The following is a 24,101-nucleotide window of genomic DNA, read 5'->3' on the forward strand; positions in this document are numbered from 1 at the left end:
CCTCGCCTCCATGGCTGCGCAGACAGTTGCAAGCACCACGAACTCCGCCGACCCGGTGGACCTCGGCCCGGCCGCGGCGCTTTCCTGCCGCGAGTGCGGACACCGCGTGCCGCTCGGCCCGGTCTTCGCCTGCGAGGAGTGTTTCGGCCCGCTCGAGATCGCCTACGACTTCTCGGCGTACGACACCGAGGAACTCCGCAAGCGGATCGAAGCGGGACCCGCGAACATCTGGCGCTACGCGCCGCTGCTGCCCGTCCCCGCGGACGTGGCGGACAAGCCGAACATCAACCCTGGCTGGACCAAGCTCGTCCGGGCCGACAACCTGGCCCGTGAGCTCGGCGTCGACGCCGGAAAGCTCTTCGTCAAGGACGACTCGGGCAACCCGACGCACTCCTTCAAGGACCGCGTCGTCGCCCAGGCCATCGAAGCGGCCCGTGCCTTCGGGTTCACCACCCTCTCCTGCTCCTCCACCGGCAACCTCGCCGGAGCGGTGGGCGCCGCCGCGGCCCGCGCCGGCTTCCGTTCCTGCGTGTTCATCCCGCACGACCTGGAGCAGGGCAAGGTCGTCATGGCCGCGGTCTACGGCGGCGAGCTCGTCGGCATCGAGGGCAACTACGACGACGTGAACCGTTTCTGCTCCGAGCTGATCGGCGACGCGGCCGGCGAGGGCTGGGGCTTCGTCAACGTCAACCTGCGGCCTTACTACGCCGAGGGCTCCAAGACCCTGGCGTACGAGATCTGCGAGCAGCTCGGCTGGAGGCTCCCCGACCAGCTCGTCGTGCCGATCGCCTCCGGCTCCCAGCTCACGAAGATCGACAAGGGTCTCCAGGAGCTGATCAAACTCGGACTCGTCGAGGACAGGCCGTACAAGATCTTCGGCGCCCAGGCCGAGGGCTGCTCCCCGGTCTCCGTGGCCTACAAGGCCGGCCACGACGTCGTACGGCCCCAGAAGCCGGACACCATCGCCAAGTCGCTCGCCATCGGCAACCCGGCGGACGGCCCGTACGTGCTCGACATCGCCCGGCGCACCGGCGGCGCGGTGGAGGACGTGGACGACGAGCAGATCGTGGACGCGATCAAGCTGCTCGCGCGCACCGAGGGCATCTTCGCGGAGACGGCGGGCGGTGTGACCGTCGGTGTCACCCGGAAGCTGATCGAGAACGGTCTGCTCGACCCGACGCTGACCACCGTCGTGCTGAACACCGGCGACGGCCTCAAGACCCTGGACGCGGTGGCCTCCGACACCGGGCTGACCGCGACCATCCGCCCGAACCTCGACTCCTTCCGAGAGGCTGGTCTCGCATCATGAGCGTCAACGTCCGCATCCCCACCATTCTGCGCACCTACACCGGTGGGGCCGCCGAGGTGACGGCCGAGGGCGCGACCCTCGCCGAGGTCATCGGAGACCTGGAGAAGAAGCACACGGGGATCGCCGCGCGCGTCCTGGACGACCAGGGCAAGCTGCGCCGCTTCGTCAACGTGTACGTCAACGACGACGACGTTCGCTTCGAGCAGGGCCTGGAGACGGCGACCCCGGCGGGGTCCGGAGTCTCGATCATTCCGGCCGTCGCCGGAGGCTGATCGTTACCCTCGGTAATGCCGAACACATCGCGTTCACATAATTGCCCCTTCCGCGAGACAAGCGGAGGGGGCAATTCTGTAGGGTTGAACGCGCTAGAGTTGGGGAAGCCGGTTTGTTTTCGATGTTGGTTTCATGCCGGACGCATATGAGTTGCCGTTCTGGCGCCGATAAGAAGTAGCCAAAGTGGCTCACCTTTTTGGGTATTTTATGGCATTTATGGGGCCCGACTTGCCCCGGATCCTTGCGTATTCTCCGCAAATCATTGATCGGCCATGCCCAGAATTCTCGTCCGACTGACCTGTTGCAGAGGGCAGTTGGACAGATACATTCAGCCGCGGTCGACGCGTTCCGGCGCACACCCCCAACCGTTTGGGGGGTGAGGTCTGACCCGGATCCGCGAAGTGCGGATCTGTGCAAGGGCCAGTAATAGGGGAGTTAGGCATGGCTCAGGGCACCGTCAAGTGGTTCAACGCGGAGAAGGGGTACGGCTTCATCGCGGTCGACGGTGGTGCGGACGTCTTCGTGCACTACAGCGCGATTCAGATGGACGGCTACCGCACCCTTGAAGAGGGTCAGCGAGTGGAGTTCGAGATCTCGCAGGGCCAGAAGGGTCCGCAGGCGGACATGGTCAAACTCGCCGTCTGATCCGGGCGCGAACGACCACCGACTCAACTCACGCACGAGGGGCCCGCATCCCACCAGGGGTGCGGGCCCCTCGTGCGTTTCCCGGTCGCCCCCCGCCTCGCGCATGCCCGCGTGCGCGTGCTGGACGGAACCCCGGGCGGGGGCTGGGCCAGGGGGCTGTTTTCATGAGAGGCGCTTGCACTCGCAGGGGTCGAGTGCTAATCATTGGCGTTAGCACTCTCCCAGTGAGAGTGACAGAACTTGGATCGGGCCGGCGAGGCTCACGGGCCTGTGGGGCAAGGAACCACAGGGTTCGAGGGCCGTCCGTCGCGGGCGCGGGCACGATCCGGAGAAATCCACCCCGTCCGGGAGGACCACTTCACATGGCCAAGATCATCGCGTTCGACGAGGAGGCACGGCGCGGTCTCGAGCGCGGGATGAACCAGCTCGCCGACGCCGTCAAGGTCACCCTCGGCCCCAAGGGCCGTAACGTCGTCCTCGAGAAGAAGTGGGGCGCGCCCACGATCACCAACGATGGTGTTTCCATCGCCAAGGAGATCGAGCTCGAGGACCCGTACGAGAAGATCGGCGCCGAGCTGGTCAAGGAAGTCGCCAAGAAGACGGACGACGTCGCCGGTGACGGTACGACCACCGCGACCGTCCTCGCCCAGGCTCTCGTCCGCGAGGGCCTGCGCAACGTCGCCGCCGGCGCCAACCCGATGGCCCTCAAGCGCGGTATCGAGAAGGCCGTCGAGGCCGTCTCCGGTGCCCTCCTTGAGCAGGCGAAGGATGTCGAGACCAAGGAGCAGATCGCTTCGACGGCCTCCATCTCCGCCGCCGACACCCAGATCGGCGAGCTCATCGCCGAGGCGATGGACAAGGTCGGCAAGGAAGGCGTCATCACCGTCGAGGAGTCCCAGACCTTCGGTCTGGAGCTGGAGCTCACCGAGGGTATGCGCTTCGACAAGGGCTACATCTCGGCGTACTTCGCCACCGACATGGAGCGTATGGAGGCGTCGCTCGACGACCCGTACATCCTGATCGCCAACTCCAAGATCGGTTCCGTCAAGGACCTGCTCCCGCTCCTGGAGAAGGTCATGCAGTCGGGCAAGCCGCTGCTGATCATCGCCGAGGACGTCGAGGGCGAGGCCCTGTCGACCCTGGTCGTCAACAAGATCCGTGGCACCTTCAAGTCCGTCGCCGTCAAGGCTCCGGGCTTCGGTGACCGCCGCAAGGCCATGCTCGGCGACATCGCCATCCTCACGGGCGGCGAGGTCATCTCCGAGGAGGTCGGCCTCAAGCTGGAGAACGCGGGTATCGACCTGCTGGGCCGCGCCCGCAAGGTCGTCATCACCAAGGACGAGACCACGATCGTCGACGGCTCCGGCTCCGCCGACCAGGTCGCCGGCCGCGTGAACCAGATCCGTGCCGAGATCGAGAACTCGGACTCGGACTACGACCGCGAGAAGCTCCAGGAGCGTCTGGCGAAGCTGGCCGGCGGCGTGGCCGTCATCAAGGCCGGTGCCGCCACCGAGGTCGAGCTCAAGGAGCGCAAGCACCGCATCGAGGACGCCGTTCGCAACGCGAAGGCTGCCGTCGAGGAGGGCATCGTCGCCGGTGGTGGCGTGGCCCTGCTCCAGGCTTCCTCGGTCTTCGAGAAGCTCGAGCTCACGGGTGACGAGGCGACCGGCGCCAACGCCGTGCGTCTGGCCCTGGAGGCCCCGCTCAAGCAGATCGCCGTCAACGGTGGTCTCGAGGGTGGCGTCATCGTCGAGAAGGTCCGCAACCTGCCCGTCGGCCACGGCCTGAACGCCGCGACCGGTGAGTACGTCGACATGATCGCCGAAGGCATCATCGACCCGGCGAAGGTGACCCGTTCCGCTCTTCAGAACGCCGCCTCCATCGCCGCGCTGTTCCTGACCACCGAGGCCGTCATCGCCGACAAGCCGGAGAAGGCCTCCGCGGCCGCTCCGGGCGGCATGCCGGGCGGTGACATGGACTTCTGATCGACCCCGGTCGATCATCGTCCTGACGTTCCGAGGGCGGCACCCTCCCCCAGGGGAGGGTGCCGCCCTCGGGCGTTCCCCGGCCCGGCTCCGGCGGCGGAGGCGCGTACGGCGGGCCCGGAGGGTGGCCCGGATCACAGCGGCCCGGGCGGGCGCGGCGGAATGCCGTGGCCGGTACGGCGGTTGACGCTGACGAGCAGTCGATGCACGTGCACATACCGTACGGAATCTCCTGCCTCGCAGACCGTTCGACGTCATACCGACCACCTCTCCGAGGAGCCCCCACGTGACCGCTGACGCCGCGTCCCGCGCCGCCGAGATCCTGTCCCGTCCCGTCTCCATCAACGGCCTGACCGTCCCGAACAGGATCGCCATGGCCCCGATGACCCGGATGTTCTCGCCGGGCGGTGTCCCGGGCGAGGACGTGGTCGGTTACTACTCCCGCCGCGCCGCCGCGGGCGTGGGCCTCATCGTGACCGAGGGCACGTACGTCGGCCACGACTCGGCGGGACAGAGCAACGACGTGCCGCGCTTCCACGGCGAGGACCAGCTGGCCGGCTGGGCGAGGGTCGCCGACGCCGTGCACGCGGCCGGCGGCACGATCGTCCCGCAGCTGTGGCACATAGGCATGGTCCGCAAGGCGGGCGAGCCGCCCTTCGCGGACGCCCCGGCGGTCGGCCCCTCCGGCCTCTACAAGGACGGCGCCGAGGTCACCGGCAAGTCCATGACCCAGCAGGACCTCGACGACGTCATCGAGGCGTTCGCCAAGGCCGCCGCGGACGCCGAGCGCATCGGCTTCGACGGGGTCGAACTGCACGGCGCCCACGGCTATCTGCTCGACCAGTTCCTGTGGGCCGGCACCAACCGCCGCGAGGACGCCTACGGCGGCGACCCGGTGGCCCGTACGAAGTTCTCGGCGGAGATCGTCGCCGCGGTGCGCGCGGCCGTCTCGCCCGAGTTCCCGGTCATCTTCCGCTACTCGCAGTGGAAGCAGCAGGCCTACGACGCCCGGCTCGCCGAGACGCCGGAGGAGCTGGAGGCGATCCTCGCCCCGCTCGCCGCGGCCGGGGTCGACTCCTTCCACGCCTCCACGCGCCGCTACTGGCTGCCCGAGTTCGACGGTTCCGACCTCAACCTCGCCGGCTGGACGAAGAAGCTGACGGGCAAGCCCACCATCACCGTCGGCTCGGTCGGCCTCGACGGCGACTTCATCAAGGCCTTCGTCGGCGAGGGCTCCCCGGTCAAGGGCATCGACGACCTCCTCGACCGCATGGAGCGCGACGAGTTCGACCTCGTCGCCATCGGCCGCGCGCTGCTCCAGGACCCCGAGTGGGCGGCGAAGGTCCTGGCCGGGCGCTTCGACGAGCTGGCTCCGTACGACGCGGCCGCTCTGCGCACGCTCAGCTGACACGACTTCCCGGTGACGGGAGGAACGGGGGAGGGACGGCGCCCGCCGCGACGCGGGCGCCGTCCCTTTGTGTCAGCGGGCGCCGACGTGGCCGACGAAGGTGCCCCAGGCGGCGGCGCCGAATCCGATCACGGGCCCGGGGTTCTTGGAATCCCGGACGAGAGGGCCTTCGCGGCCTGCACCGAGGGCGACTTCCAGGCAGTCGCCGCCGTCGCCCGCGCTGTAGGTCGACTTGCGCCAGGTCGGCGAACTTGGCCTGCGATCAGTGGGGTTGGTCTCCATGTTCGTAAGCATGGGCCACCAACTCGTCGATGTCTGCGTCGGAGGCGGTCGGCCGGTAGGTGCGGAACAAGGCAGCGGCGTACGCCGGAGTCTGGAGCAGGCCCGGGATGAGCAGCGGAAGGTAGTGCCTGATCCCCGTGGCGGCCGCCTCCAGTTCCGCTGCCTCCACGAAGTGGTCCGGATACTTCGACCTGGCCAGGGCCCGGCAATTGCGCTCGAAGAAGCCCTTCGCCCCGAGGATCTCGTCTGTCTGGACGGCGTACTCCAGCTGGAGGCGCCGTGTGCCCGACTCCAGCTGGCCGATGAACGAACCGCTGACGAAGAGGGGTTCACCCAGCTCGGACTGGCTCAGGCCGGCGTTCTCGCGGGCGTGCCGCAGCTCGGCGCCGATCATCGCGCGGGGGGAGGAGGACGGGTCGAGGTCCTTGGGGCCGGGCATGGCGACTCCCTGTCGAACAGATGAGGTTGTTGGAGCGCCGACTCTGGCCAGGCTACGGATCTGCCGATCACTCTGGGTGTCGAACCGGAATACTCAGCGTGGAGGGATCGGTGGGATGGAGATGACGTCGGGCGAGGAGTACGCGATCGACGTGCGGGACGGGCGCCTCGGCCAGGTGATGGGGCGCGAGGGCGGCCTCGTACAACTGCGTCCGCCGGGCGGGGGAATCGAGTGGGACTGTCCGCCCGACGCTCTCGGGGCGGCGCCGCCGGGGGAGGTGCTGCGGGCCCGGGTGCGAAGGATCAACGCGGAGGGCGCCTGCCCTGACCGCCGGGCCCGGGGCCCGGCCGGACCGCCCGCCTAGAGGTTGCCCATCGGCTCGATGTCGACCTTCACCGGCGTGCCCCAGATGCGCAGCACCTCGTAGTCGGTGAACTCGTGGACGAGGCGGTACGCCATGCCCGGGCGGGGGGCCCGGCGCTCGGCGGCCAGATAGCGCTCGGCTTCCTGGCGGTCGCGGCGGGGAGTGCCGCACAGGAGCCACGTCTGGCCGTTCCAGACCTCCGGGAGCCAGCGCTGCTGGGGCTGGGGGCGGTCTCCGCGCACTCCGTAGCGGGACATCGTGCGGTCGGGCAGCTCGTCAGGGGCGGGTGCCCGGCCGTGCGCGTACGAGTCGTGCACCTCGGTGCGGCGGGCGGTGCGGCGGCGGGTCTCGCAGAGCAGACAGCGGTCCGGGGCGCTCTCGTCCACCGGGCCGTTCGGGTGCTCGGCGCAACGGGTGGTCGGCTTGGCCGTGGTCACCGTCTCGTCGAGCAGGTCAAGGGCCCGCTTCAGGTCCGCCTTGACCTCGTGCAGCTTGGCGTCGGGGGTGTCGGCGTTCAGGGCGTCGCCGTGCTCCCCGAGCAGCCGCAGAGCACGGCCCAGGGCGGTCAGCTGTGCGTGGTTCATGTCCCCAGCGTCGCACGCGCCACCGACAGCGCGGCTACACCGTGGCCTGTTCCGCTTGGCGGTCCGGTGAGGCGCCGCCGAGGTCGCCGTCGGGGCCGGTCGCGGGAATGCCGCCGAGGCCGAGGAAGTAGGTGGCCGCGAACCCGACGGCGTACCCGGTGAGCAGACCGCCCGCGTAGATCGCCGCGGTGACGGTGAGGCCCCGGTTGCCGGACAGCAGCGGGAACAGGGCCAGGCCGGAGGGGCCGATGGCCGTCGAGCCGACCCGGTCGCCGAGCATCGAGAAGAAGCCGATGAAGGCACCGCCGGCCGCTCCGCCAGCGCAGGCCGTGACGAAGGGGCGGCCCAGCGGCAGCGAGACGCCGTAGATCAGGGGTTCGCCGACGCCGAGGAGACCGGCCGGGAGCGCCGATCTGATGGTCGTACGCAGCGAGGTGTCGTGGCGCAACCGGACGTAGACCGCGAGGGCGGCGCCGACCTGGCCGGCGCCGGCCATGGCGAGCACGGGCAGCAGCACGGTGTAGCCCTGCTGCTCGATGAGGGTGGTGTGGATGGGGATGAGGGCCTGGTGCAGGCCCAGCATCACCAGGGGGAGGAACAGGGCGCCGAGGACGAGCCCGGCGAAGGCGCCCGTGGTGGAGAGCAGCCAGGCGGCGGCGGTGCCGATGGCGGCGGAGAGCTGCCCGGCCGCGTACATCAGCGCGTACAGCGTCACCAGGCCGGTCAGCAGCACGGTGAGCGTGGGGGTGACCAGGACGTCGAGGGTGGGCGGCACCCAGCGGCGGCACCACTTCTCCACGTACGTCCCGAGCAGCGCGGCGGACAGGGCGCCCAGGACCCCGCCCTGCCCGGGGGCGAGCGTCACGCCGAGGACGGTCACCTTGGCGACCCCGGCGTACACGACGACGGCGGCCACCGCGCCGCCCAGGACCGGGGTGCCGCCGAACACCTTGGCCGTGTTGTGTCCCACGAAGACGGCGATCAGGGCCATGAACCCGGAGGAGATGGCGGTCAGGGCGGGGGTGAGCCCGGTCAGCACGCCGAGGTTGACCAGCAGGCCGTTGAGTCCGGCGATCACCCCGCAGCCGATCAGGGCGGGGATCAGGGGCACGAACACGTCCGCGATCCGCCGCAGGAACAGCTTGAGGGGGGTGGCGTTGCGGCGGGTCCTGGCGGCCTTCAGCCCGGCGCCGCGCCGGGCGAGCAGGGCCGCGGTGGTGTCCGGCGCGGTGCCGGGCGGAGCGGCCGGGACCGGGCCGGTGCCGGACGGGGCCGCCGGGTCCGTGTCGGCCGTCAGCAGGGCCTCGAACGCCGGGGACACGCGGGCGACCGTGCCGGGGCCCAGCACGATCTGGTACGAACGGTCGTCCGCGACCAGGCCGAGGACGGCGGGAAGGGCCCGCAGGCCCTCCTCGTCCACCAGGCCCGGGTCCCGCAGACCCAGCCGGAGCCGGGTCATGCAGTGGGCGACGGTGAGGACGTTCGCGGGTCCGCCCACGAGGGGGAGGATCGCCGCTGCTGTGGTGGAGTCCGGTGTGCGCACTCCCCGAGCGTGCTGGTCAGCCGGCCGAAGCCGCCAGCGCGGCGCGCAGATGGCCCTGCGACTCCTCCAGAAGGCGGGCGGCGGTGGGCCCGTCCACCCCGCCGAGGATCGCCAGGACGGCGTTCTTCACCTCGCCGTCGGTGGCGGCGAGCGCGCGCTCGATCTCCGCGTCGGAGGCGCCGGTGGCGAGCGCGACGATCCGGCGGGAGCGGGCCCGCAGCTTCTCGTTCGAGGCCCGTACGTCGACCATCAGGTTCCCGTACGTCTTGCCGAGCCGGATCATCGTGATCGTCGAGAGCATGTTCAGGACGAGTTTCTGCGCCGTGCCGGACTTCAGCCGGGTCGAGCCCGTGAGCAGCTCGGGTCCGACCACGACCTCGATGCCGTGGTCCGCGGCGGAGGCGAGGGCGCTGTGCGCGTTGCAGGACAGGCCGATCGTGAGCGCGCCCTGCTTGCGGGCGTGCTCGACCGCTCCCACCGCGTACGGGGTGCGGCCCGAGGCGGAGACCCCGACCACGGTGTCGTCGGGGGTCAGGGCGAGCGCGTCCAGGTCGGCGGCCGCCAGTTCCCGGGAGTCCTCGGCGCCCTCGATCGAGGTGACCATGGCCGTCGGGCCGCCCGCGATCACTCCGACGACCCGGGACGGATCGGTGTTGAACGTGGGCGGGCACTCCGAGGCGTCCAGGACACCGAGCCGGCCCGCGGTCCCGGCGCCCGCGTAGATGAGCCGGCCGCCGCGCGCCATGCGCTCCGCGATGCCGTCGATCGCGGCGGCGATGCGCGGGAGCTGCGCGGCGACGGCCGCCGGAACGGTCGTGTCCTCCCCGTTCATGAGCCGGGCGATCTCCAGGGTGGGCAGCCGGTCGATCTCCGAGAGTTCGGGGCGGAACGCCTCGGTCGTCAGCGTCTCCAGCTCTGCTCGGAGATCGCCGTGGTCGGGCATGGAGGTCATGGAGAGGCGGCTCTTTCCGATGAGTTCGGTGGTGCGGAGCGGCTATCGGCCGGTGCGCGGGGAGTGACGGTGGGCCAGGGCCTCGTAGGAGGCGGACAGCGCGGGCGCCGCCGTCTCGTAGGTGCGCTGGGCGACCCCCACGAACAGACAGTCCACCACCAGCAGCTGGCTGGTGCGCGACGACATGGCCGCCGGGCGCAGCTCGCTCTCGCGAGCGGTGGAGGTGGTGAGGACGTGGTCGGCGTACTGCGCGACCGGTCCGCTCGGGCGGCCCGTGATCGCCACCGTCGTCGCGCCGTGCTCGAAGGCGACCCGCAGCGGTTCGATGACGTCGCCGGTCGACCCGGAGTGCGTGATGGCTATGGCCACGTCCTTGGCGCGCAGTTGCACCGCGCCCGTCACCGCGAGGTGCGGGTCGCTGTGCGCGTGGGCGATGATCCCGATCCGCATCAGTTTCTGGAGGAGGTCCTGGGCGACGAGCCCGGACGCGCCGACGCCGTAGATGTCGACGCGGCGGGCGGTGGCTATGGCGGTCACGGCGGCGCCGAGCTGGACCGTGTCGAGGGCGGCGGCGGTGTCGGCGAGGGTCTGCTGCTCGTCGTAGGCGAGCTTGGCGACGACGTCCGCGATGGGGTCGTCGACGGCTATGTCGGCGGTGACGGCGGGGGCCCGGCCCGACTGCTGCTGGGCGGCGAGCCCGGCGAGCGCGAGACGCAGGTCGCGGTATCCGGGGTAGCCGAGGAGGCGGGCCGTGCGGACGACGGTGGCCTCGCTGGTGCCGGTGAGCCCGGCGAGCCCGGTGACCGTGAGGGCCGCGCAGCCGGCCGGGTCACCGGCGACGGCCTCGGCGACCCGCTGCATGGAGCGGGTCATCGAGGGGGCGAGGGTGCGCACCTTGGCCGCGAGGGCCGCGGGGGCGGGCGGAGCCCCACCCGCGAAAATTTCCTTCACGTCATTGGTCACATCATGAAAGATATTTTCCTTTGGGGCATACGGTCAAGGGTGCTCACAATGGGGACATGGACCCCACCGGCAATCCTCCCCTCAGCCCCCTGGAGCAGGCGTTGCACGCGGCACGCGCCCGTGTGCTCGCCGACCTGATCGCGGGCCAGGTGGCCGAGGCGGACGTCGTCTCCCTGGTCGAGGAGTCGGTGGTGCAGCGCCGCTGGTGGGTCGAGCAGTGGCCGGACGGCGTCGAGTTCGTCGCCGGGCTCGTCGCCCAGGACGTGCAGGACGCGCTCCTGGAACGGCACGGACGATGGCCGCTGTGCCCGGTGTGCACCTCCGGCGGCCCGCACGCGCTGGACGTCGAGCCCGAACTGGGTCCCGACCCGCACTGGGTGTGCCACGAGGCCGGTGTGAAGATCTCCCCGGTGGGCTCGCTCGGCTCGGCGACCGGCACGAACCCGCCCTCGTGACCGTCTACATCGATCCGCCCACCTGGCCGGGGCACGGCCGTGTCTGGTCCCACCTGATCAGCGACGTCTCCTACGACGAACTCCACGCGTTCGCCGAGGAACTGGGCGCGCCCCCGCGGGCCTTCGAGCGCGACCACTACGACATCCCCGCCCACCGCTACGCCGACGCGGTCGCCGCAGGAGCGGTGGAGGTCAGCAGCCGTGAGGTCGTACGGCTGCTGCACGGCTCGGGACTGCGCCGCCGCAAACGCGCCCACCGCCCCTGAGCCGCGCCCACCGGTCCTGAGCCGCCCGCCGACCCCGCGGCGCGGCAGCCGGCCCCGTGGGGCGAGCCGGCGCTCAGCTTTCGCGGGCGTACAGCCGCAAGGGCTCCTCCAGGCCGTGCAGTTCGCGGGCCAGCTGCTCCATGTCCTCGCTCACCCGGGTGAAACCGGCCCGGGCGATGACCCGTTGCGAGGGGGCGTTGTCCCGGTCGATCGCGGCGAGCAGGACCTTCACGTCGTCGCGGGCGAGGGCCTGGTCGGCGAGGGCGCGCAGAGCCTCGGTGGCGTAGCCGTGGCCGCGGGCCTTCTCCGCGAGGTCGTAGCCCACCTCGGCGCGTGCGCCCTCGTCGGGCACGCCGTGGAAGCCGATCGCGCCGACCGCCAGCCCGTCCTCGCGCCGCACGAGCACGAACATGCCCCACTCCGGCCGGTGCACCCCCTTCTCGTAGGCGCTCACGACCATTCCGGCGGCGTCCCGGGTCCCCTCGAACGGGCCGCCGTCGATCCACGCGAAACCGCCCGTGCCGCCCGCGCGCAGATCGGCGGCGGCCGCCGGGGTGACCCCCTGGAGGGTGAGCCGCTCGGCGTCGATCACCAGGTTGTTGTTCCAGCGCCACTCGGTGAGCGGCTCCCGGCCGGGCAGGTCGCCGCGCCCGGTCGCCCACAGGAGAGTGCTCCACGGGGCGTCGGGTTCGGGCCGCACCTGCGGGAAGATCCGGGTGAGGACCCACGTGCACAGCGCGGCCGGCGGCTCGTACGGCAGGCCGAGCCCCTCGGCGATGTCGTGCGTGTGCAGCAGGACCTCGGCCACCCCCATCGCGGCGAAGCCCTCGCGGTTCGCGCTGAGGAACGGGTACGGATGGAAGGCGCGCACCTCGCGCGGGGTCGTGCGGACGGCGGCGACCAGCAGCGCGCCGGTCGTCTCGATCACGTCGACGACCTCCGCGTTGCCGGTGCCCTCGTCCAGCGTGATGCCGAACGGCACGTACGCGGACTCGGGACGCCCCGCCAACTGCCCCGCGTACGCGATGAGATCACTGGCGATGTGCTCGGCGGTCCGCCGGCAGCTCCACTCCAGCCGGCCCGCCCGTACCCCCTCCCAGTCGCCTCCGGCCGCCGCCCGCAGCAGCGCCGCACCGCTCGCGACGGCTTCCTCGACCTGATCCCCGCCCATGTCTGTCATGCGGCCGAGAATAGGACGGATCACCCCTGGGGGCGTACGGGATTCTCCGCCGTTCCCGCGGCCGCCGCGCCCGGCGCCCGGCGGTGCGGCCGCAGCGCCGCGAGGGTCAGACAGACCGCGGCGGCCGTCAGGACGGCGCCCACCCACGCGGTGGCCGGGTAGCCGAGCCCCGCGTCGATGACGGCGCCGCCCAGCCAGGGACCGGCGGCGTTGCCCAGGTTGAAGGCGGCGGTGGTGGTGGCGCCCGCCAGCGTCGGGGCGGCCGCGGCGAGCTGGAACATCCGGGCGTTGAGCGCCGGGGCGGTACTGAAGCAGGCCACCCCGAGGAGGAAGGAGAGCAGGACGGCCGCGACGGCGTACCGCCCGAGCAGGGCGAACGCCACGAGCACGACGATGTCCGCCGCCATGCCGCCCAGCAGGACCCGGAACGGATGCGCGTCGGCGAAGCGCCCGCCGAGCGCCGTCCCGATGAGCGCGCCCACGCCGAACAACGCCAGCACGGTCGGGACCCAGCTGGCGTCGAGGCGGGCGACCTCGGTGAGCAGCGGGGCGAGATAGCTGAAGGCGCAGAAGACACCGGCCGCGGTCAGCGCGATCGTGGTGACGGACAGCCAGACTTGGCCGTCGCGGTAGACGAGCAGTTCCCCGCGCAGCCGCGGCCGTTCGGGCGGGGAAGCGATGGGCGGGACGAGGGTCACGATGCCGACGAGCGCGGCGGCGGACGCCGCCGCCACGGCCCAGAAGGCGGCCCGCCAGCCGAGCCCCTGGCCGAGGAAGGCGCCCGCGGGCACCCCCAGCACGTTGGCGATCGACAGGCCGCCGATCATCACGGCCAGCGCCCGCGCCCGCGAGGTCGCCGGCACCGCCCCGACGGCCACGGCCGCGCCGACCGCCCAGAAGCCCGCGCAGGCCAGTGCGCTGACGATCCGTGAGGCGAAGAGCACGGTGTAGTCCGGCGCGAGGGCTCCGGCCACCTGGCCGAGACCGAAGACCGCGATCAGGGAGACGAGGGTGGTCCGCCGGGGCATCCGCAGGGTGGCCACCGCGAGCAGGGGTGCGCCGACGACCATGCCGATCGCGAACGCCGAGATCAGCAGGCCCGCCCGGGGGATCGTCACGCCCATGTCCCGCGCGATGGACGGCAGCAGGCCGGAGAGCATGAACTCGCTGGTGCCCAGGGCGAAGACGGACAGGGCGAGGACGTAGACGGACAGGGGCATCCGGGCCCCGCCGGGGGCGTGCTCGGGGGCGGCGGCGCGGACGGGTATGTCCGGCTTGAGGGGGCCGTGGCTGGGAGGCATGCCCCCTTCGTACGGGGTCGTACGCCGCACGTCGAATCGATTCCGCCGGGCCGGGTCGCCGCCGCCCCGGTCGCCTCCTCGCCCCGTTCCGGCCAAGGACTTCTTTCGCCCCCTCCGCCCCTGCCCTCCCCGTCCTCGGGGCTCCGCCCCGGACCCCGCTCCTCAAACGCCGGAGGGGCTGGAATTGCCCCGCTTCTCAGATGGCGGAGGGGCTGAGCGTGGCCAGCTCCGCCTCCATGTTCCGCTGGGCCGGAGCGGCCCAGGTGCGGGCGCCGTACGCGGTCCTGAACAGCCTGGGGAGACCGAGGAGTTGGCGCAGCACGGCCGTGCGGCCCAGACGGAAGGCGTCGTCGGGGACGAAGGCGTACTCCTCGCGGACGGCCGCGGTGTAGGCGGCGTACGCGGCCGGGGGCGAGGCCAGGATCGCCAGGTCCGCGTCGCACAGGACCGCACCGTCGGTGTCGTCGGCGGCGGGGTCGTGGGTGACGGTCAGCCGGACCAGCCGGGCGACCTCGGCCGTACGCTCCGGGGCGACGCCCAGTTCGGCCAGCGCGCGTTCGGCGAGCCGGGCCGAGCGCTCCTCGTTCTCCGAGCGGTCGGGGAGGTACACGGCGTCGTGGAACCAGGCGGCCAGGCGCACGGCGGCCGGATCGGCGGCCCGCTCGCCGTGGGCCTCCAGCACGTCGATGTGGTCGAGGACCGCGAGGAGATGGCCGGTGGTGTGGTAGCGGCGCTGCGGCTCGGCCCAGCGGTCCAGGAGGTTGCGCGCGTACGCCTCCGGCGCCGGGCCGGACCCGTCGCCGTCCCGCGCGGCCAGAACGGTGTCCGCCCAGCGCCCGGTCAGTTCCTCGTGGGCGGGGTGGCGGTTGCTCTCTGCTGCCATGAGTCCATTGTCCCCGCCCCGGAACTCCCCGCCGAGGCGCCGTCCGCCGGTGCCGGGCCGGTCCGGGAGCGGAAGGTGCGGCGGTAGGCGTCCGGAGGAACGCCTACCGTGCGGTTGAAGTGGCGGCGCAGGGTCGTGCCCGTCCCCATGCCGGTGGCCGCCGCGATGGTGTCGATGCCCGCGTCGGTGGTCTCCAGCAACTCCTGGGCGTGGCGGATCCGTTGGATCAGCAGCCACTGGAGCGGGGTGGTGCCGGTCACCGCCCTGAAGTGGCGGCCCAGGTGGCGCGAGCTCATCCGGGCCCGGCGGGCCAGGTCCTCCACGGTCAGCGGACGGTCCAGCCGCTCGATGACCCAGGGCAGCAGCTCGGCCAGCGGGTGGTGGCCGGGGGCGGGCAGCGGGGTGCTGACGAACTGCGCCTGACCGCCGTCCCGGTGCGGGGGCACGACCAGATTGCGGGCGACGGTGTTGGCGACCGACGAGCCGTGGTCGAGGCGCACCAGGTGCAGGCACAGATCCATGGCGGCGGCCTTGCCCGCGGAGGTGAGCACGCCGCCGTCGTCCACGTAGAGGACGTCCGGGTCCACCGTCACCCGGGGGTGGCGGGCGGCCAGGGCCCGGGTGTGGGCCCAGTGCGTGGTCGCGCGTCTGCCGTCCAGCAGTCCGGCGGCGGCCAGGACGAAGGCGCCGGTGCACAGCGAGGCCACCCGCGCGCCCGCCTCGTGGGCCGCGCGCACCGCGTCGACGAGGCCGGCGGGCGGCTCCCGGTCGACGTCGGCCCAGCCCGGGACGATCACCGTGTCGGCGAGGGGGAGCCGGTCGAAGCCGTGGCCGGGCTCCAGCCGGAACGGCCCGACGCGCACGGGCTCGGGCCCGCAGAGCGCGAGGTCGTACCAGGGGACCTTCACGGCGTCCGGCGCGGAGCCGAAGACCTCGCAGGCCAGGCCCAGTTCGAAGTGCAGCATCCCGTCGGTGACGGCCAGCGCGACAGAGGTCATGTCCGGAAGTGTATGGGGCGTGTCGTTCCGGACACTCGTGCCGTGTCCCCGCTCCGGCCAGGATGTCCGTGACGGAGCAGGGCAGTTCACTTCGAGCACGGGGGAGTACCCATGGAGTCGGGAAAGACGGTGACGGTGTTCGGCGCGTACGGCCACACGGGACGGTTCGTGGTGGCCGAGCTGCTGGAGCGCGGGTTCACCCCGGTCCTCTCCGGCCGGGACGCCGGGAAGCTGAAGGACCTCGCGGCCTCGTGGCCGGGTCTGGACGTCCGTCCGGCCACGGTCGGTGATCCGGTGTCCCTCGACGAGGCGCTGGCCGGAGCGGCGGCGGTGGTCAACTGCGCCGGGCCCTTCGCCACGACGGCCGCCCCGGTGATCGAGGCGGCTCTGCGCGCCGGGATCCCGTACGTGGACGTGGCGGCCGAGATCGAGGCCAACCTCGACACGTTCGCGCACTTCACGGACCGGGCCGAGGCGGCGGGAGCCGTGATCGTCCCCGCCATGGCCTTCTACGGCGGTTTCGGCGACCTGCTGGTCACCGCCGCGATGGGCGAGTGGACCGCGGCCGACGAGGCGCACATCGCGTACGGGCTCAGCGGCTGGCACCCCACCGCGGGGACGCGCGCGGCCGGCGCGGTCTCCCGGGAGCGGCGCGGCGGCCGGCGCGTCCGGTACACCAAGGGACGGCTTGAGTACGTCCAGGACGCGCCGCCCACCCTGGAGTGGCCGTTCCCGGGCCCGCTGGGCCCGCGGGCCGTCATCGGGGAGTTCTCGATGGCCGACGTGGTCACCGTGCCCAGCCATGTCGCCGTCCCGGAGGTGCGCACCTACATGACCGTCGAGGCGGCCGGGGAACTCGCGGCCCCGGACACCCCGGCGCCCAGCGCGGTCGACGGGCACGGGCGGTCCGGGCAGACCTTCGTCGTCGACGTCGTGGTCCGCTCCGGCGGCGCCGAACGCCGGGCCGTGGTCCGGGGCCGGGACATCTACGCCGTCACCGCGCCGCTCGTGGTGGAGGCGCTCGGCCGCATCCTCACCGGCCGGATCAGGACGAGGGGGGTCGCCTCCGCCGGCGAGATCTTCGACGCCCCGGACTTCCTGCGCGCCCTGGCCCCGCACATCACCTTCGAACTGCCCGGGAGCCAGGGCTGAACCGGGCCGGGCCGGTCACTTGAGGTACACGAGCGCGTCGGCCGTGACCGCGGGCCGCCCCGCGGTTCCGGCGACCACGAGCTTGACCGTGTGCTTGGCCGCGGTGGTCCAGCCCGTCGTCCAGACGGCGTCGCGGTACTTCGTCGTCGTCGACCTCAGGTCCACGGTGGCGGTCCTCCGGCCGTCCACGTAGACGTACACCTGCCCCGAGGTCGCGGCGCGCGAGACCACCAGGGCCACCGAGTGACCGGTGAAGGTCCAGGTCAGCGAGGCGTTCTTGGCGGAGCTGCCGTAGGACACGCCGCCCAGGTAGCCGCTCGACGACTTGGACGTCCAGGTGCCGGACCTCGTGGCCGCGCTCTCCTTGAGGATCACGGGGGTACGGCTCACCGAGGCGGCGGCGGTGTTGCCGGCCTTGTCGTACGCGGTCATCCTCCAGGCCGTGGCGACAGCGGACTTGGCGGTGAGGCCCGCGCTCGTGACCGTCGGGCCGTAGGTCTTCGCGACCGGGGCGGTGAGGCGGACCTCCTTCAGTCCCTTCGCGTCGGTGGCCTTCCACTTGAGGGTGACCGGGACGGCCGTGGTGCTCACCGTGCCGGTGCGCAGGGCGAGATCCGGCTTGCTGGAGAAGGAGGGCGGGGTCCTGTCGGCGGTGGCCGTCGGGGTGGGCGACGCGGTCTTGGCCGGGGTGCTGGTCGCCGGGGCGGGGGAGGTGGTCCCGGCCGGGGTGCTCGGCGTGGGGGTGGCCCGGACGGTGGCCGTCGGACCGGCGGAGGCCGTCGGAGCGGGCGGGGCGGTGGTGGCCGGGGTGGCCTCGGCGAGGACGGTGACGTCCGCGCTGACCGCTGTCCTGCCGGACTGGTGGACGCCCCGCACCGCGATCGTGTGGGTGCCCGGGGTCAGCTTCACCTCGGCGGCGGAGGCGGTGCCGGCGGTGGTGGCCGCGACCCCGCCGTCGACCAGGACGTCGTACCGCTCGACGAGGGGGGCCGGGGTCGAGGCCGACCATTTCACGGTGACGGGGGCGTCGGCGAGGACGCCGGTGCCGGACGCGCCCGTGCCGCTGACCGAGTCCAGCGTGAGCCCCTCGACCGCGCCGCCCGCCCAGGCGCGGACCGTGGGCAGCAGGGCGTAGTAGGCGTCGCCCGGGCACACGGTGTTGTAGCCGTCGCGGTGGCCGTGGATGACCGGGAAGGTCATGCGGGTGCCCGCGTCCCAGGTCCGGCGGAAGTAGTTCGGTCCGCTCGCGCCCGCGGTGAGGGTGGTGGTGCCCGTCGGGTCGACGCCGTACTGGCCGAGCTTCCACGCGGCGAGCCGGGCGACCGAGGTCATCGCCTCCTTCGAGGGGGCCACGTCGCTGTAGTCGCCGATGATCGCGATGCCCGTGGTCTCGGAGTTGAAGCCGTAGGCGTGCGCGCCCATCACGGGCCGGTCGACACCGCCCTTGCGGCCCTCGTAGATCGTGCCGCACTTGTCGACGAGGAAGTTGTAGCCGATGTCCTTCCAGGTCAGCTGTTCCACGTCGTAGGTGTAGACGGCCCGGATGATCGCCGCGGAGTCGGCGCAGGTGTAGTCGTTGGAGGTGGCGGTGTGGTGCAGCACCACCGCCTTGATGCTCCCGCCCGGCAGATAGCCCGGCTCCTCCGGGCTGATGGTCTCGTCCGCGCCCCAGCCCGCACGCGAGGTGATCGGCGGGCGGGGCACGGTGGACGGCGGGGCCGGGGGCACGGTCGTGGTCGGGGCCGGTGAGACCGCGTCCGACGCGGAGGCGGCCGGGGAGGCGCTCGTGCTCCCGGCGGACGGCGGTGCCGGCGACCCGGTCGCCGGGTCGGAGGGTGGCTCGGAGGTGAGCGACGCGGACGGGCCGGGGGAGGAGGTCTCCGCGGGCCGGTCCGTGGCGGCCGGGTCCGTCGTGTCCGCCGGGTTCGTCGGCTCGGCCGGACCGGTGGCGTCGCCGGTGGTGGGTTCGGCCGGGTCCATCACGAACCCGGCGGGTTCCATCCGGGAGGCCGAGGCGCCGCCGGGGTCGATCATGTCCAGCCGGAGGCCCCCGGGCAGCGGCTGCGCGGGCCGGCCGGACATCCGCACCTCGACCCCGTCGGACGGGCCCACCCAAGCCGGCGTGGTGCCGCCGCGGGACGCGCCCCGCTCGCCCTCCCCGTTGTCGCCGTCCAGCCGCAGCCATGTCGACCAGGTGTGACGCGCCGTGTCCCGGGTCCGGACCTCGATGGCGCCCGCGATCCGTGCGGAGGGCTCGGCCCAGGTGATCCCGAGCATGCTGAAGGGCGCCGTGTCCCGCCGGTCCAGACGGGCCGACGTGCCGCCGTCGGCCACCGTCAGCGCCGCCGTCCTCGCACGGGCGCGGATCGGCCCGGTACCGGAACCGCTCTCGCCCCCGCCACCGGTCCCCTGGACGACCAGCGCCCCGGACACCGCCGCGACCGCCAGAACGGCCGCACCCCACCCGCGTCGCCGCACCGGCCCACCCCTCCACGTAACCATCACATGATCTTCACACATGAGGAAGTTAGATGAAAGATCAACCAGAGCGGCCCCGCGATCTTCTCGCGCCCCCCGTGCTCGTCCGCGTACTGTTTGATTGGACTAGACCTATAGCGGCCCAGGAGAAGAGGTCCGATGAGTGAGCGGAAGAGCGCAGTCCTGGAGGTGATCGCCCTCGGGGTGGAGGACGCGGTCGCGGCTCAGGCCGGGGGTGCGGACCGGCTGGAGCTGGTCACGGACATGGCGGCCGACGGACTGACCCCGTCGGTGGAGACGTTCGCCGGGATCCGTGCTTCCGTCGACATCGCGCTGCGCGTGATGCTGCGTCTGTCCGACGGCTTCTCCGCGGGCGGCGCGAAGGGCGTCGACGCCCTCGTGCGGGCCGCGGGCGAGCTGCGCGACGCCGGCGCGGACGAGTTCGTCCTCGGCTTCCTCGATGAGCACGACGGCCCCGACCTGGCCGCCGTGGAGCGCGTCGTCGCCGAACTGGACGGCTGCCGTTGGACGTTCCACCGCGCGATCGACCGCGCCGCCGACCGGGACGCCCTGCGCAAGCAGCTCGCGGACCTGCCCGGCCTCGACGCCTATCTGACCGCGGGCTCCCCGGCCGGGGTCGACGACGGACTCACGGTCCTCGCGGCCGAGGCCGCCCACCGCGGTGAACCGGGCTACGAGCCGCGGATCATGGTGGGCGGAGGTCTGCGCCTCGACCATCTGCCGGAGCTGCGCGCGGCGGGCCTGGACGCCTTCCACATCGGCGGTGCCGCTCGTCCGCGGGGCTGGACGGGGCCGGTCTCCGCCGAGTCGGTGCGGGAGTGGCGGACCGCGGTCGACGCGTAGCCCCGGCGCCCCGCGTTCGCGTGGTGGGTCCGGCCCGGCAGGTCACGGATCCATCTCCGCAACGTAGTTGTTGTGTTGTGAGCGTCACGAGGCGGTCAACGCACGGCTTTTTCGCGTGCATATTTGATCGTGCCCCGATCGTCTGGGGCATGACAATCACACATGTGTGCGTGCCGGCGACAGCGGTGCGGCAGCACAGCAGTCTCAGGGGGACAGGGCTTCATGCCATCCATACGCAGCCGCACGCTCGCGGCAGCCGCGGCCGTGATCGCGGCCGTCATGATCACCACGACGGCCTGTGACAGCAAGAAGGACGACACGGGGGCCGCCGCCCGGCCCTCGGCGTCCGCCCAGGCCGGCAAGGGCGCCGGTACGGGCAAGGGCGACGGCTCCGTCTCGATCGGCGGCTACAAGCTGCCCTCGGGCATCCCCACCGAACTCAGCGGCGCCGCCCTGGACAAGTGGAGGAACGGGGGGTGGCAGGACTACAGCCACTGGGCGTCCAAGGCCGAGGACTTCGCCAACCCGTACATCAAGGACTTCTGGTCGCCGGAGAAGATGGCCGAGGCGAAGGCCAGCATCCCGGTCGCCCAGGCGGGCAGCACCAGTTCGGGCTCGGGCAGCGGCGCCACCTCCTACCTCCCCGACGGCCGGGTGACCAAGCAGACCGCCGCCAAGGTCAAGGGCACCTACCACCACTACGCGCCGCCGGTCGGCAAGATGTTCTTCTCCTCGCCCCAGGGCAACATGGTCTGCTCGGCCGCCGTCGTCACCGATCCGGCACACCCCGGCAAGTCCAACCTGGTGTGGACCGCGGGCCACTGCGTGCACGCGGGCAAGGGCGGCGGCTGGTACCGCAACATCGCCTTCGTCCCCTCGTACAACAACTCCGCGAACCTGAGCAGCCGTCAGATCACCGACCCGCGCGCCAAGTCCGTTTCCCCGTACGGCATCTGGTGGGCCGACTGGGCCACCACGTCCTCCCAGTGGATGACGGGCGGCGCCCACACCGGCAACGCGGCCTCCGGATACGACTACGCCGTGCTCCACGTCAAGCCCGAGAGCGGCGGCAAGTCCCTTCAGGAACAGCTCGGTTCGGCCCTGCCGGTGTGGTTCGGCGCCCCGGCCGCCAACAAGGTCACGTCGATGAAGGTCCGCGGCTACCCGGCCGAGGCGCCCTACGACGGCTCGAAGATGTACGACTGCCACGGCGCCACCAAGCGGTTCGTGCTCGCGAGCAACGTCCCCGCCCAGTTCATGATCGGCTGCACCATGAACGGCGGCGCGTCCGGCGGACCCTGGTTCATGACCCACAACGGCCGGACCTATCTGGTCTCCAACAACTCCCTGAGCGACCGCAAGACGTTCATCACCGGGCCGCACCTGGGGGCGAACGCCCAGCAGGTCTACCTGGCCACCAGCAGGAAGTTCAAGTAAGCCCCGGCGCACCGCGGTCGACGGCCCCCGGCATCCGCGCCGGGGGCCGTCGGCCGGTCAGGTCAGCTCGGCCGGGAGCGGTGCCGCGTGCGTCACGATCAGGCCCGAGACCGCACGGGTGAGCGCCACGTACAGGCGGCGCAGCCCGGTGCGCTCGTCCGGCTCGCCGTCGACGACCGCCCGCGGCTCGTCCAGGACCACGTAGTCGTACTCCAGGCCCTTGGCCAGCGAGGCCGGCACCAGGGTCAGCCGGGTCTCGGCCGTCGTCTCCTCGCCCGGACCCAGATATCCGCGCCCGGCCGCCGTCAGCGCCTCGGCCAGTACGGGGATCCGGGCGTCGGCGGCGATCAGTCCGACGGACCCCTCCTGGGCCAGCAGCTCCTCGACCGCGTCCAGGACGTCCGCGTCCGCCGTGCTCGCGCGCACCTCGAAGAAGCCGGGGTTCTCCCGCACCGAGGCGACCGGCGTCAGACCGGGCGCGATGTGCGGCAGCAGCCGGGACGCGTAGGTGATGACGTCCGTGGGGACACGGAAACCGGCGGTCAGCTCCTCGACCACGGCGTCGCCCTTGCCCAGATGCGCGAGGGCCTCCTCCCAGCTCCGGGTCGCCCACGGGGTCGTGCCCTGCGCCAGGTCGCCGAGCACGGTCGCCGATCCCGTCGTGCAGCGCCGGCCCACGGCGCGGTACTGCATCGGGGAGAGGTCCTGCGCCTCGTCGAGCACCACGTGCCCGAGGGAGTGGGTGCGCTGGACCAGGTCGGTGACCTCGTCGATCAGCACGGCGTCGGCGGCCGACCACCTCGCGCTCTTCACCCCGCGCACCGGCTTGGCCCAGAGGATCTCCTTCTGCTCGGCCTCGTCCAGCAGACCCTCCGCGTGTTCGGCGAGGAACTCCGCGTCGCCCAGCAGCCGCAGCACGAGCCTGGCGGGGTCGACCTGCGGCCAGATCGCCTTGACGGCCGCCTTCACGGAGGCGTTGCGGGCGACGGCGTCCTGCACCCGGTCGTCCGGCGCCTCCCCGGAGCGCTCCATCTGGACCAGCACGGCGTGCGCGATGCGCTGCGGAAGGGCCTGGTGGGCCGCGCCGTAGCGGATGTCCCGGTCGAGGAGCTCCCGGACGATCTCCTCCAGCTCGTACGCCGGGACGCGCCAGCGGCGTGAACCCCTGACCACCACCACCGGCTCGGTCGGGACGCTCACGTGCGAGCGCACGGCCCGGCGCAGCACCTGGGCCATGCGGGCGTCGCCCTTGATCACGGCCGCAGGCGCCTCGTCGCTGCCGCGCACCTCGACATGCGCGACGAGATCGTCGACGGTCGCCTGCTTGACCTCCAGCTCGCCGAGGGCGGGCAGGACCTGCTCGATGTAGTGCAGGAAGGACTTGTTCGGCCCGATCACCAGGGTGCCGGTGCGGGCGAGCCGCTCCCGGTGCGCGTAGAGCAGATAGGCGACCCGGTGCAGACCGACGGCGGTCTTCCCGGTGCCGGGGCCTCCCTGCACACAGACCGAACCGGACAGCCCGGACCGGACGATCTCGTCCTGCTCGGGCTGGATCGTCGCCACGATGTCGCGCATCGGGCCGACGCGCGGGCGCTCGATCTCCTGCTGGAGCAGTTTGCTGGTGGTGGCGGTCTCGGCCGGGTCGGAGAGGTGCTCGTCCTCGTAGGCCGTGAGGTCGCCGCCGGTGTAGCCGAAGCGGCGGCGCAGCCCGACGTCCATCGGGTCCTTCTTCGAGGCCCGGTAGAACGGCTGGGACACCGGCGCGCGCCAGTCGATGACCATCGGGTCGCCGTCGGCGTCGTGGACATGGCGGCGCCCGATGTAGAACCGCTCGCCCTTCGCGCCCTCGGCCAGGTCGGAGCCCGGGGCGTGCAGATAGTCGAGCCGTCCGAAGAACAGCGGGGTGTGGCTGAGGTCGGCGAGGGCCTTGATGCGCTCGGCGATCTGCCGGTGCAGCACCTCGGCGTTCACCCAGTTCGCGGTGACGTCGCGGATGTCGAGGTTCTCGGCGTCCTCGCGCATCGCGCGCAGCGCCGAACGGGAGTGGGTGAGGTGGGAGCGCTCGCGGGAGAGGGGATCGTCGGACGTGGACGGGGCGCCGGACGGACCGTCGGACAGGGTGGACACAGGGATTTGCCTCCGGGAAACCTGCTGTGGGGGTGCTGCGGGAGTACCGCGGTGCTCTGGCACGTGCTGCGCGAGTGATGCGGATCGGAATCCCTGCGGATTTCGTTGGGAATCCGTTCGGAATCCCTGCGGAATCCGGTGTGATTCCGGATGCCGTCCGGTTTCCGGCCGGACGGCGGCACTCCGTCGGGGGAGGCGGGCAAGACCGGAGAT

22 protein-coding genes and 1 pseudogene are annotated in these 24,101 nt (G+C 72.2%); 11 read left to right on the top strand and 12 right to left on the bottom strand.

From position 1 onward, the window contains the following. Positions 1 to 10: 10 nt before the first annotated feature. The 5 genes from thrC (at position 11) to ACZ4AA_RS11785 (ending at position 5,620) form a co-directional block, all read left to right on the top strand. Entirely contained in the window at positions 11 to 1,309 is a 1,299-nt protein-coding gene (gene thrC / locus ACZ4AA_RS11765) for a threonine synthase (protein ID WP_467599379.1), read from the top strand. Next, a complete protein-coding gene (locus tag ACZ4AA_RS11770; RefSeq protein ID WP_385395028.1) occupies positions 1,306 to 1,581 on the top strand; it encodes a MoaD/ThiS family protein in 276 nt (91 codons plus the stop codon). The genes thrC and ACZ4AA_RS11770 overlap by 4 nt, the downstream gene beginning before the upstream one ends. Positions 1,582 to 2,023: 442 nt before the next feature. Continuing rightward, on the top strand, positions 2,024 to 2,227 hold the full coding sequence (locus tag ACZ4AA_RS11775; protein WP_005315736.1) for a cold-shock protein: 204 nt from the start codon (positions 2,024 to 2,026) through the stop codon (positions 2,225 to 2,227). A gap of 362 nt (positions 2,228 to 2,589) precedes the next feature. Beyond that, positions 2,590 to 4,212 carry a chaperonin GroEL gene (gene groL / locus ACZ4AA_RS11780; protein WP_389404309.1) on the top strand — a complete coding sequence of 541 codons (1,623 nt, stop codon included), beginning with the start codon at positions 2,590 to 2,592 and terminating at the stop codon, positions 4,210 to 4,212. Positions 4,213 to 4,498: 286 nt separating this feature from the next. Further along, positions 4,499 to 5,620, top strand: coding sequence for an NADH:flavin oxidoreductase (locus ACZ4AA_RS11785; RefSeq protein ID WP_467599382.1), 1,122 nt, complete (start codon positions 4,499 to 4,501; stop codon positions 5,618 to 5,620). A gap of 72 nt (positions 5,621 to 5,692) precedes the next feature. Here the strand turns inward: ACZ4AA_RS11785 and ACZ4AA_RS11790 are convergent, their stop codons facing one another. Beyond that, positions 5,693 to 5,902, bottom strand: a complete 210-nt coding sequence (locus ACZ4AA_RS11790) for a DUF397 domain-containing protein (RefSeq protein WP_467599385.1) — start codon at positions 5,900 to 5,902, stop codon at positions 5,693 to 5,695. Between the two features lie 13 nt (positions 5,903 to 5,915). After that, a pseudogene (locus tag ACZ4AA_RS11795) lies at positions 5,916 to 6,341 on the bottom strand (helix-turn-helix domain-containing protein); the annotation flags it as partial. 115 nt (positions 6,342 to 6,456) lie between these two features. Between ACZ4AA_RS11795 and ACZ4AA_RS11800 the strand changes: the two are divergent. Next, positions 6,457 to 6,705: a hypothetical protein gene (locus ACZ4AA_RS11800; protein WP_467599388.1), complete on the top strand. Its 249-nt coding sequence runs from the start codon at positions 6,457 to 6,459 to the stop codon at positions 6,703 to 6,705. Here the strand turns inward: ACZ4AA_RS11800 and ACZ4AA_RS11805 are convergent. The 4 genes from ACZ4AA_RS11805 to ACZ4AA_RS11820 are packed head-to-tail and all read right to left on the bottom strand — an operon-like array spanning position 6,702 to position 10,747. Beyond that, on the bottom strand, positions 6,702 to 7,289 hold the full coding sequence (locus ACZ4AA_RS11805; protein WP_467599391.1) for a hypothetical protein: 588 nt from the start codon (positions 7,287 to 7,289) through the stop codon (positions 6,702 to 6,704). The genes ACZ4AA_RS11800 and ACZ4AA_RS11805 overlap by 4 nt on opposite strands. A 34-nt stretch (positions 7,290 to 7,323) precedes the next feature. Then, complete coding sequence (locus ACZ4AA_RS11810; protein WP_467599394.1) at positions 7,324 to 8,832, bottom strand: PTS transporter subunit EIIC; 1,509 nt, start codon at positions 8,830 to 8,832, stop codon at positions 7,324 to 7,326. 16 nt (positions 8,833 to 8,848) lie between these two features. After that, positions 8,849 to 9,784 (bottom strand): N-acetylmuramic acid 6-phosphate etherase, encoded by a 936-nt coding sequence (gene murQ / locus ACZ4AA_RS11815; RefSeq protein WP_467599397.1) that lies wholly within the window; start codon positions 9,782 to 9,784, stop codon positions 8,849 to 8,851. 42 nt (positions 9,785 to 9,826) lie between these two features. Further along, positions 9,827 to 10,747, bottom strand: coding sequence for a MurR/RpiR family transcriptional regulator (locus ACZ4AA_RS11820; RefSeq protein WP_467599400.1), 921 nt, complete (start codon positions 10,745 to 10,747; stop codon positions 9,827 to 9,829). A gap of 56 nt (positions 10,748 to 10,803) precedes the next feature. Here ACZ4AA_RS11820 and ACZ4AA_RS11825 point away from each other — a divergent pair, with 56 nt between their 5' ends. Together ACZ4AA_RS11825 and ACZ4AA_RS11830 are read left to right on the top strand one after the other, a co-directional pair. Beyond that, positions 10,804 to 11,202 (top strand): hypothetical protein, encoded by a 399-nt coding sequence (locus ACZ4AA_RS11825; RefSeq protein WP_467599403.1) that lies wholly within the window; start codon positions 10,804 to 10,806, stop codon positions 11,200 to 11,202. Then, positions 11,199 to 11,468: a DUF4031 domain-containing protein gene (locus ACZ4AA_RS11830; RefSeq protein WP_467599406.1), complete on the top strand. Its 270-nt coding sequence runs from the start codon at positions 11,199 to 11,201 to the stop codon at positions 11,466 to 11,468. The genes ACZ4AA_RS11825 and ACZ4AA_RS11830 overlap by 4 nt, the downstream gene beginning before the upstream one ends. A 73-nt stretch (positions 11,469 to 11,541) precedes the next feature. On the opposite strand, the gene ACZ4AA_RS11835 is transcribed toward ACZ4AA_RS11830, so the two are convergent. The 4 genes from ACZ4AA_RS11835 to ACZ4AA_RS11850 all read right to left on the bottom strand — a co-directional run bounded on the left by ACZ4AA_RS11835 (position 11,542) and on the right by ACZ4AA_RS11850 (position 15,830). Beyond that, on the bottom strand, positions 11,542 to 12,648 hold the full coding sequence (locus ACZ4AA_RS11835; protein ID WP_467599409.1) for a GNAT family N-acetyltransferase: 1,107 nt from the start codon (positions 12,646 to 12,648) through the stop codon (positions 11,542 to 11,544). A 20-nt stretch (positions 12,649 to 12,668) separates the two neighbouring features. Continuing rightward, entirely contained in the window at positions 12,669 to 13,868 is a 1,200-nt protein-coding gene (locus tag ACZ4AA_RS11840) for a Cmx/CmrA family chloramphenicol efflux MFS transporter (RefSeq protein WP_467600325.1), read from the bottom strand. Positions 13,869 to 14,145: 277 nt separating this feature from the next. After that, the gene (locus tag ACZ4AA_RS11845; protein WP_467599413.1) at positions 14,146 to 14,832 is read right to left on the bottom strand and encodes an HD domain-containing protein; all 687 of its coding nucleotides are present in this window, start codon (positions 14,830 to 14,832) and stop codon (positions 14,146 to 14,148) included. After that, entirely contained in the window at positions 14,790 to 15,830 is a 1,041-nt protein-coding gene (locus ACZ4AA_RS11850) for a helix-turn-helix domain-containing protein (protein WP_467599415.1), read from the bottom strand. The genes ACZ4AA_RS11845 and ACZ4AA_RS11850 overlap by 43 nt, the downstream gene beginning before the upstream one ends. 111 nt (positions 15,831 to 15,941) lie before the next feature. On the opposite strand from ACZ4AA_RS11850, the gene ACZ4AA_RS11855 reads away from it, so the two are divergent. Continuing rightward, on the top strand, positions 15,942 to 16,982 hold the full coding sequence (locus tag ACZ4AA_RS11855; RefSeq protein ID WP_467599418.1) for a saccharopine dehydrogenase family protein: 1,041 nt from the start codon (positions 15,942 to 15,944) through the stop codon (positions 16,980 to 16,982). A gap of 15 nt (positions 16,983 to 16,997) precedes the next feature. Here ACZ4AA_RS11855 and ACZ4AA_RS11860 read toward each other — a convergent pair whose 3' ends face one another. Beyond that, on the bottom strand, positions 16,998 to 19,460 hold the full coding sequence (locus ACZ4AA_RS11860) for an N-acetylmuramoyl-L-alanine amidase (protein ID WP_467599422.1): 2,463 nt from the start codon (positions 19,458 to 19,460) through the stop codon (positions 16,998 to 17,000). 159 nt (positions 19,461 to 19,619) lie between these two features. Here ACZ4AA_RS11860 and ACZ4AA_RS11865 point away from each other — a divergent pair, with 159 nt between their 5' ends. Together ACZ4AA_RS11865 and ACZ4AA_RS11870 are read left to right on the top strand one after the other, a co-directional pair. Then, positions 19,620 to 20,324 (top strand): copper homeostasis protein CutC, encoded by a 705-nt coding sequence (locus ACZ4AA_RS11865; RefSeq protein ID WP_467599426.1) that lies wholly within the window; start codon positions 19,620 to 19,622, stop codon positions 20,322 to 20,324. A 222-nt stretch (positions 20,325 to 20,546) separates the two neighbouring features. Next, entirely contained in the window at positions 20,547 to 21,761 is a 1,215-nt protein-coding gene (locus ACZ4AA_RS11870) for a trypsin-like serine peptidase (protein ID WP_467599429.1), read from the top strand. 57 nt (positions 21,762 to 21,818) lie between these two features. Here the strand turns inward: ACZ4AA_RS11870 and ACZ4AA_RS11875 are convergent, their stop codons facing one another. Continuing rightward, the gene (locus tag ACZ4AA_RS11875; RefSeq protein ID WP_467599432.1) at positions 21,819 to 23,888 is read right to left on the bottom strand and encodes a HelD family protein; all 2,070 of its coding nucleotides are present in this window, start codon (positions 23,886 to 23,888) and stop codon (positions 21,819 to 21,821) included. Positions 23,889 to 24,101 lie beyond the last annotated feature (213 nt).

This window comes from Streptomyces sp. NPDC024698 (assembly GCF_055559015.1).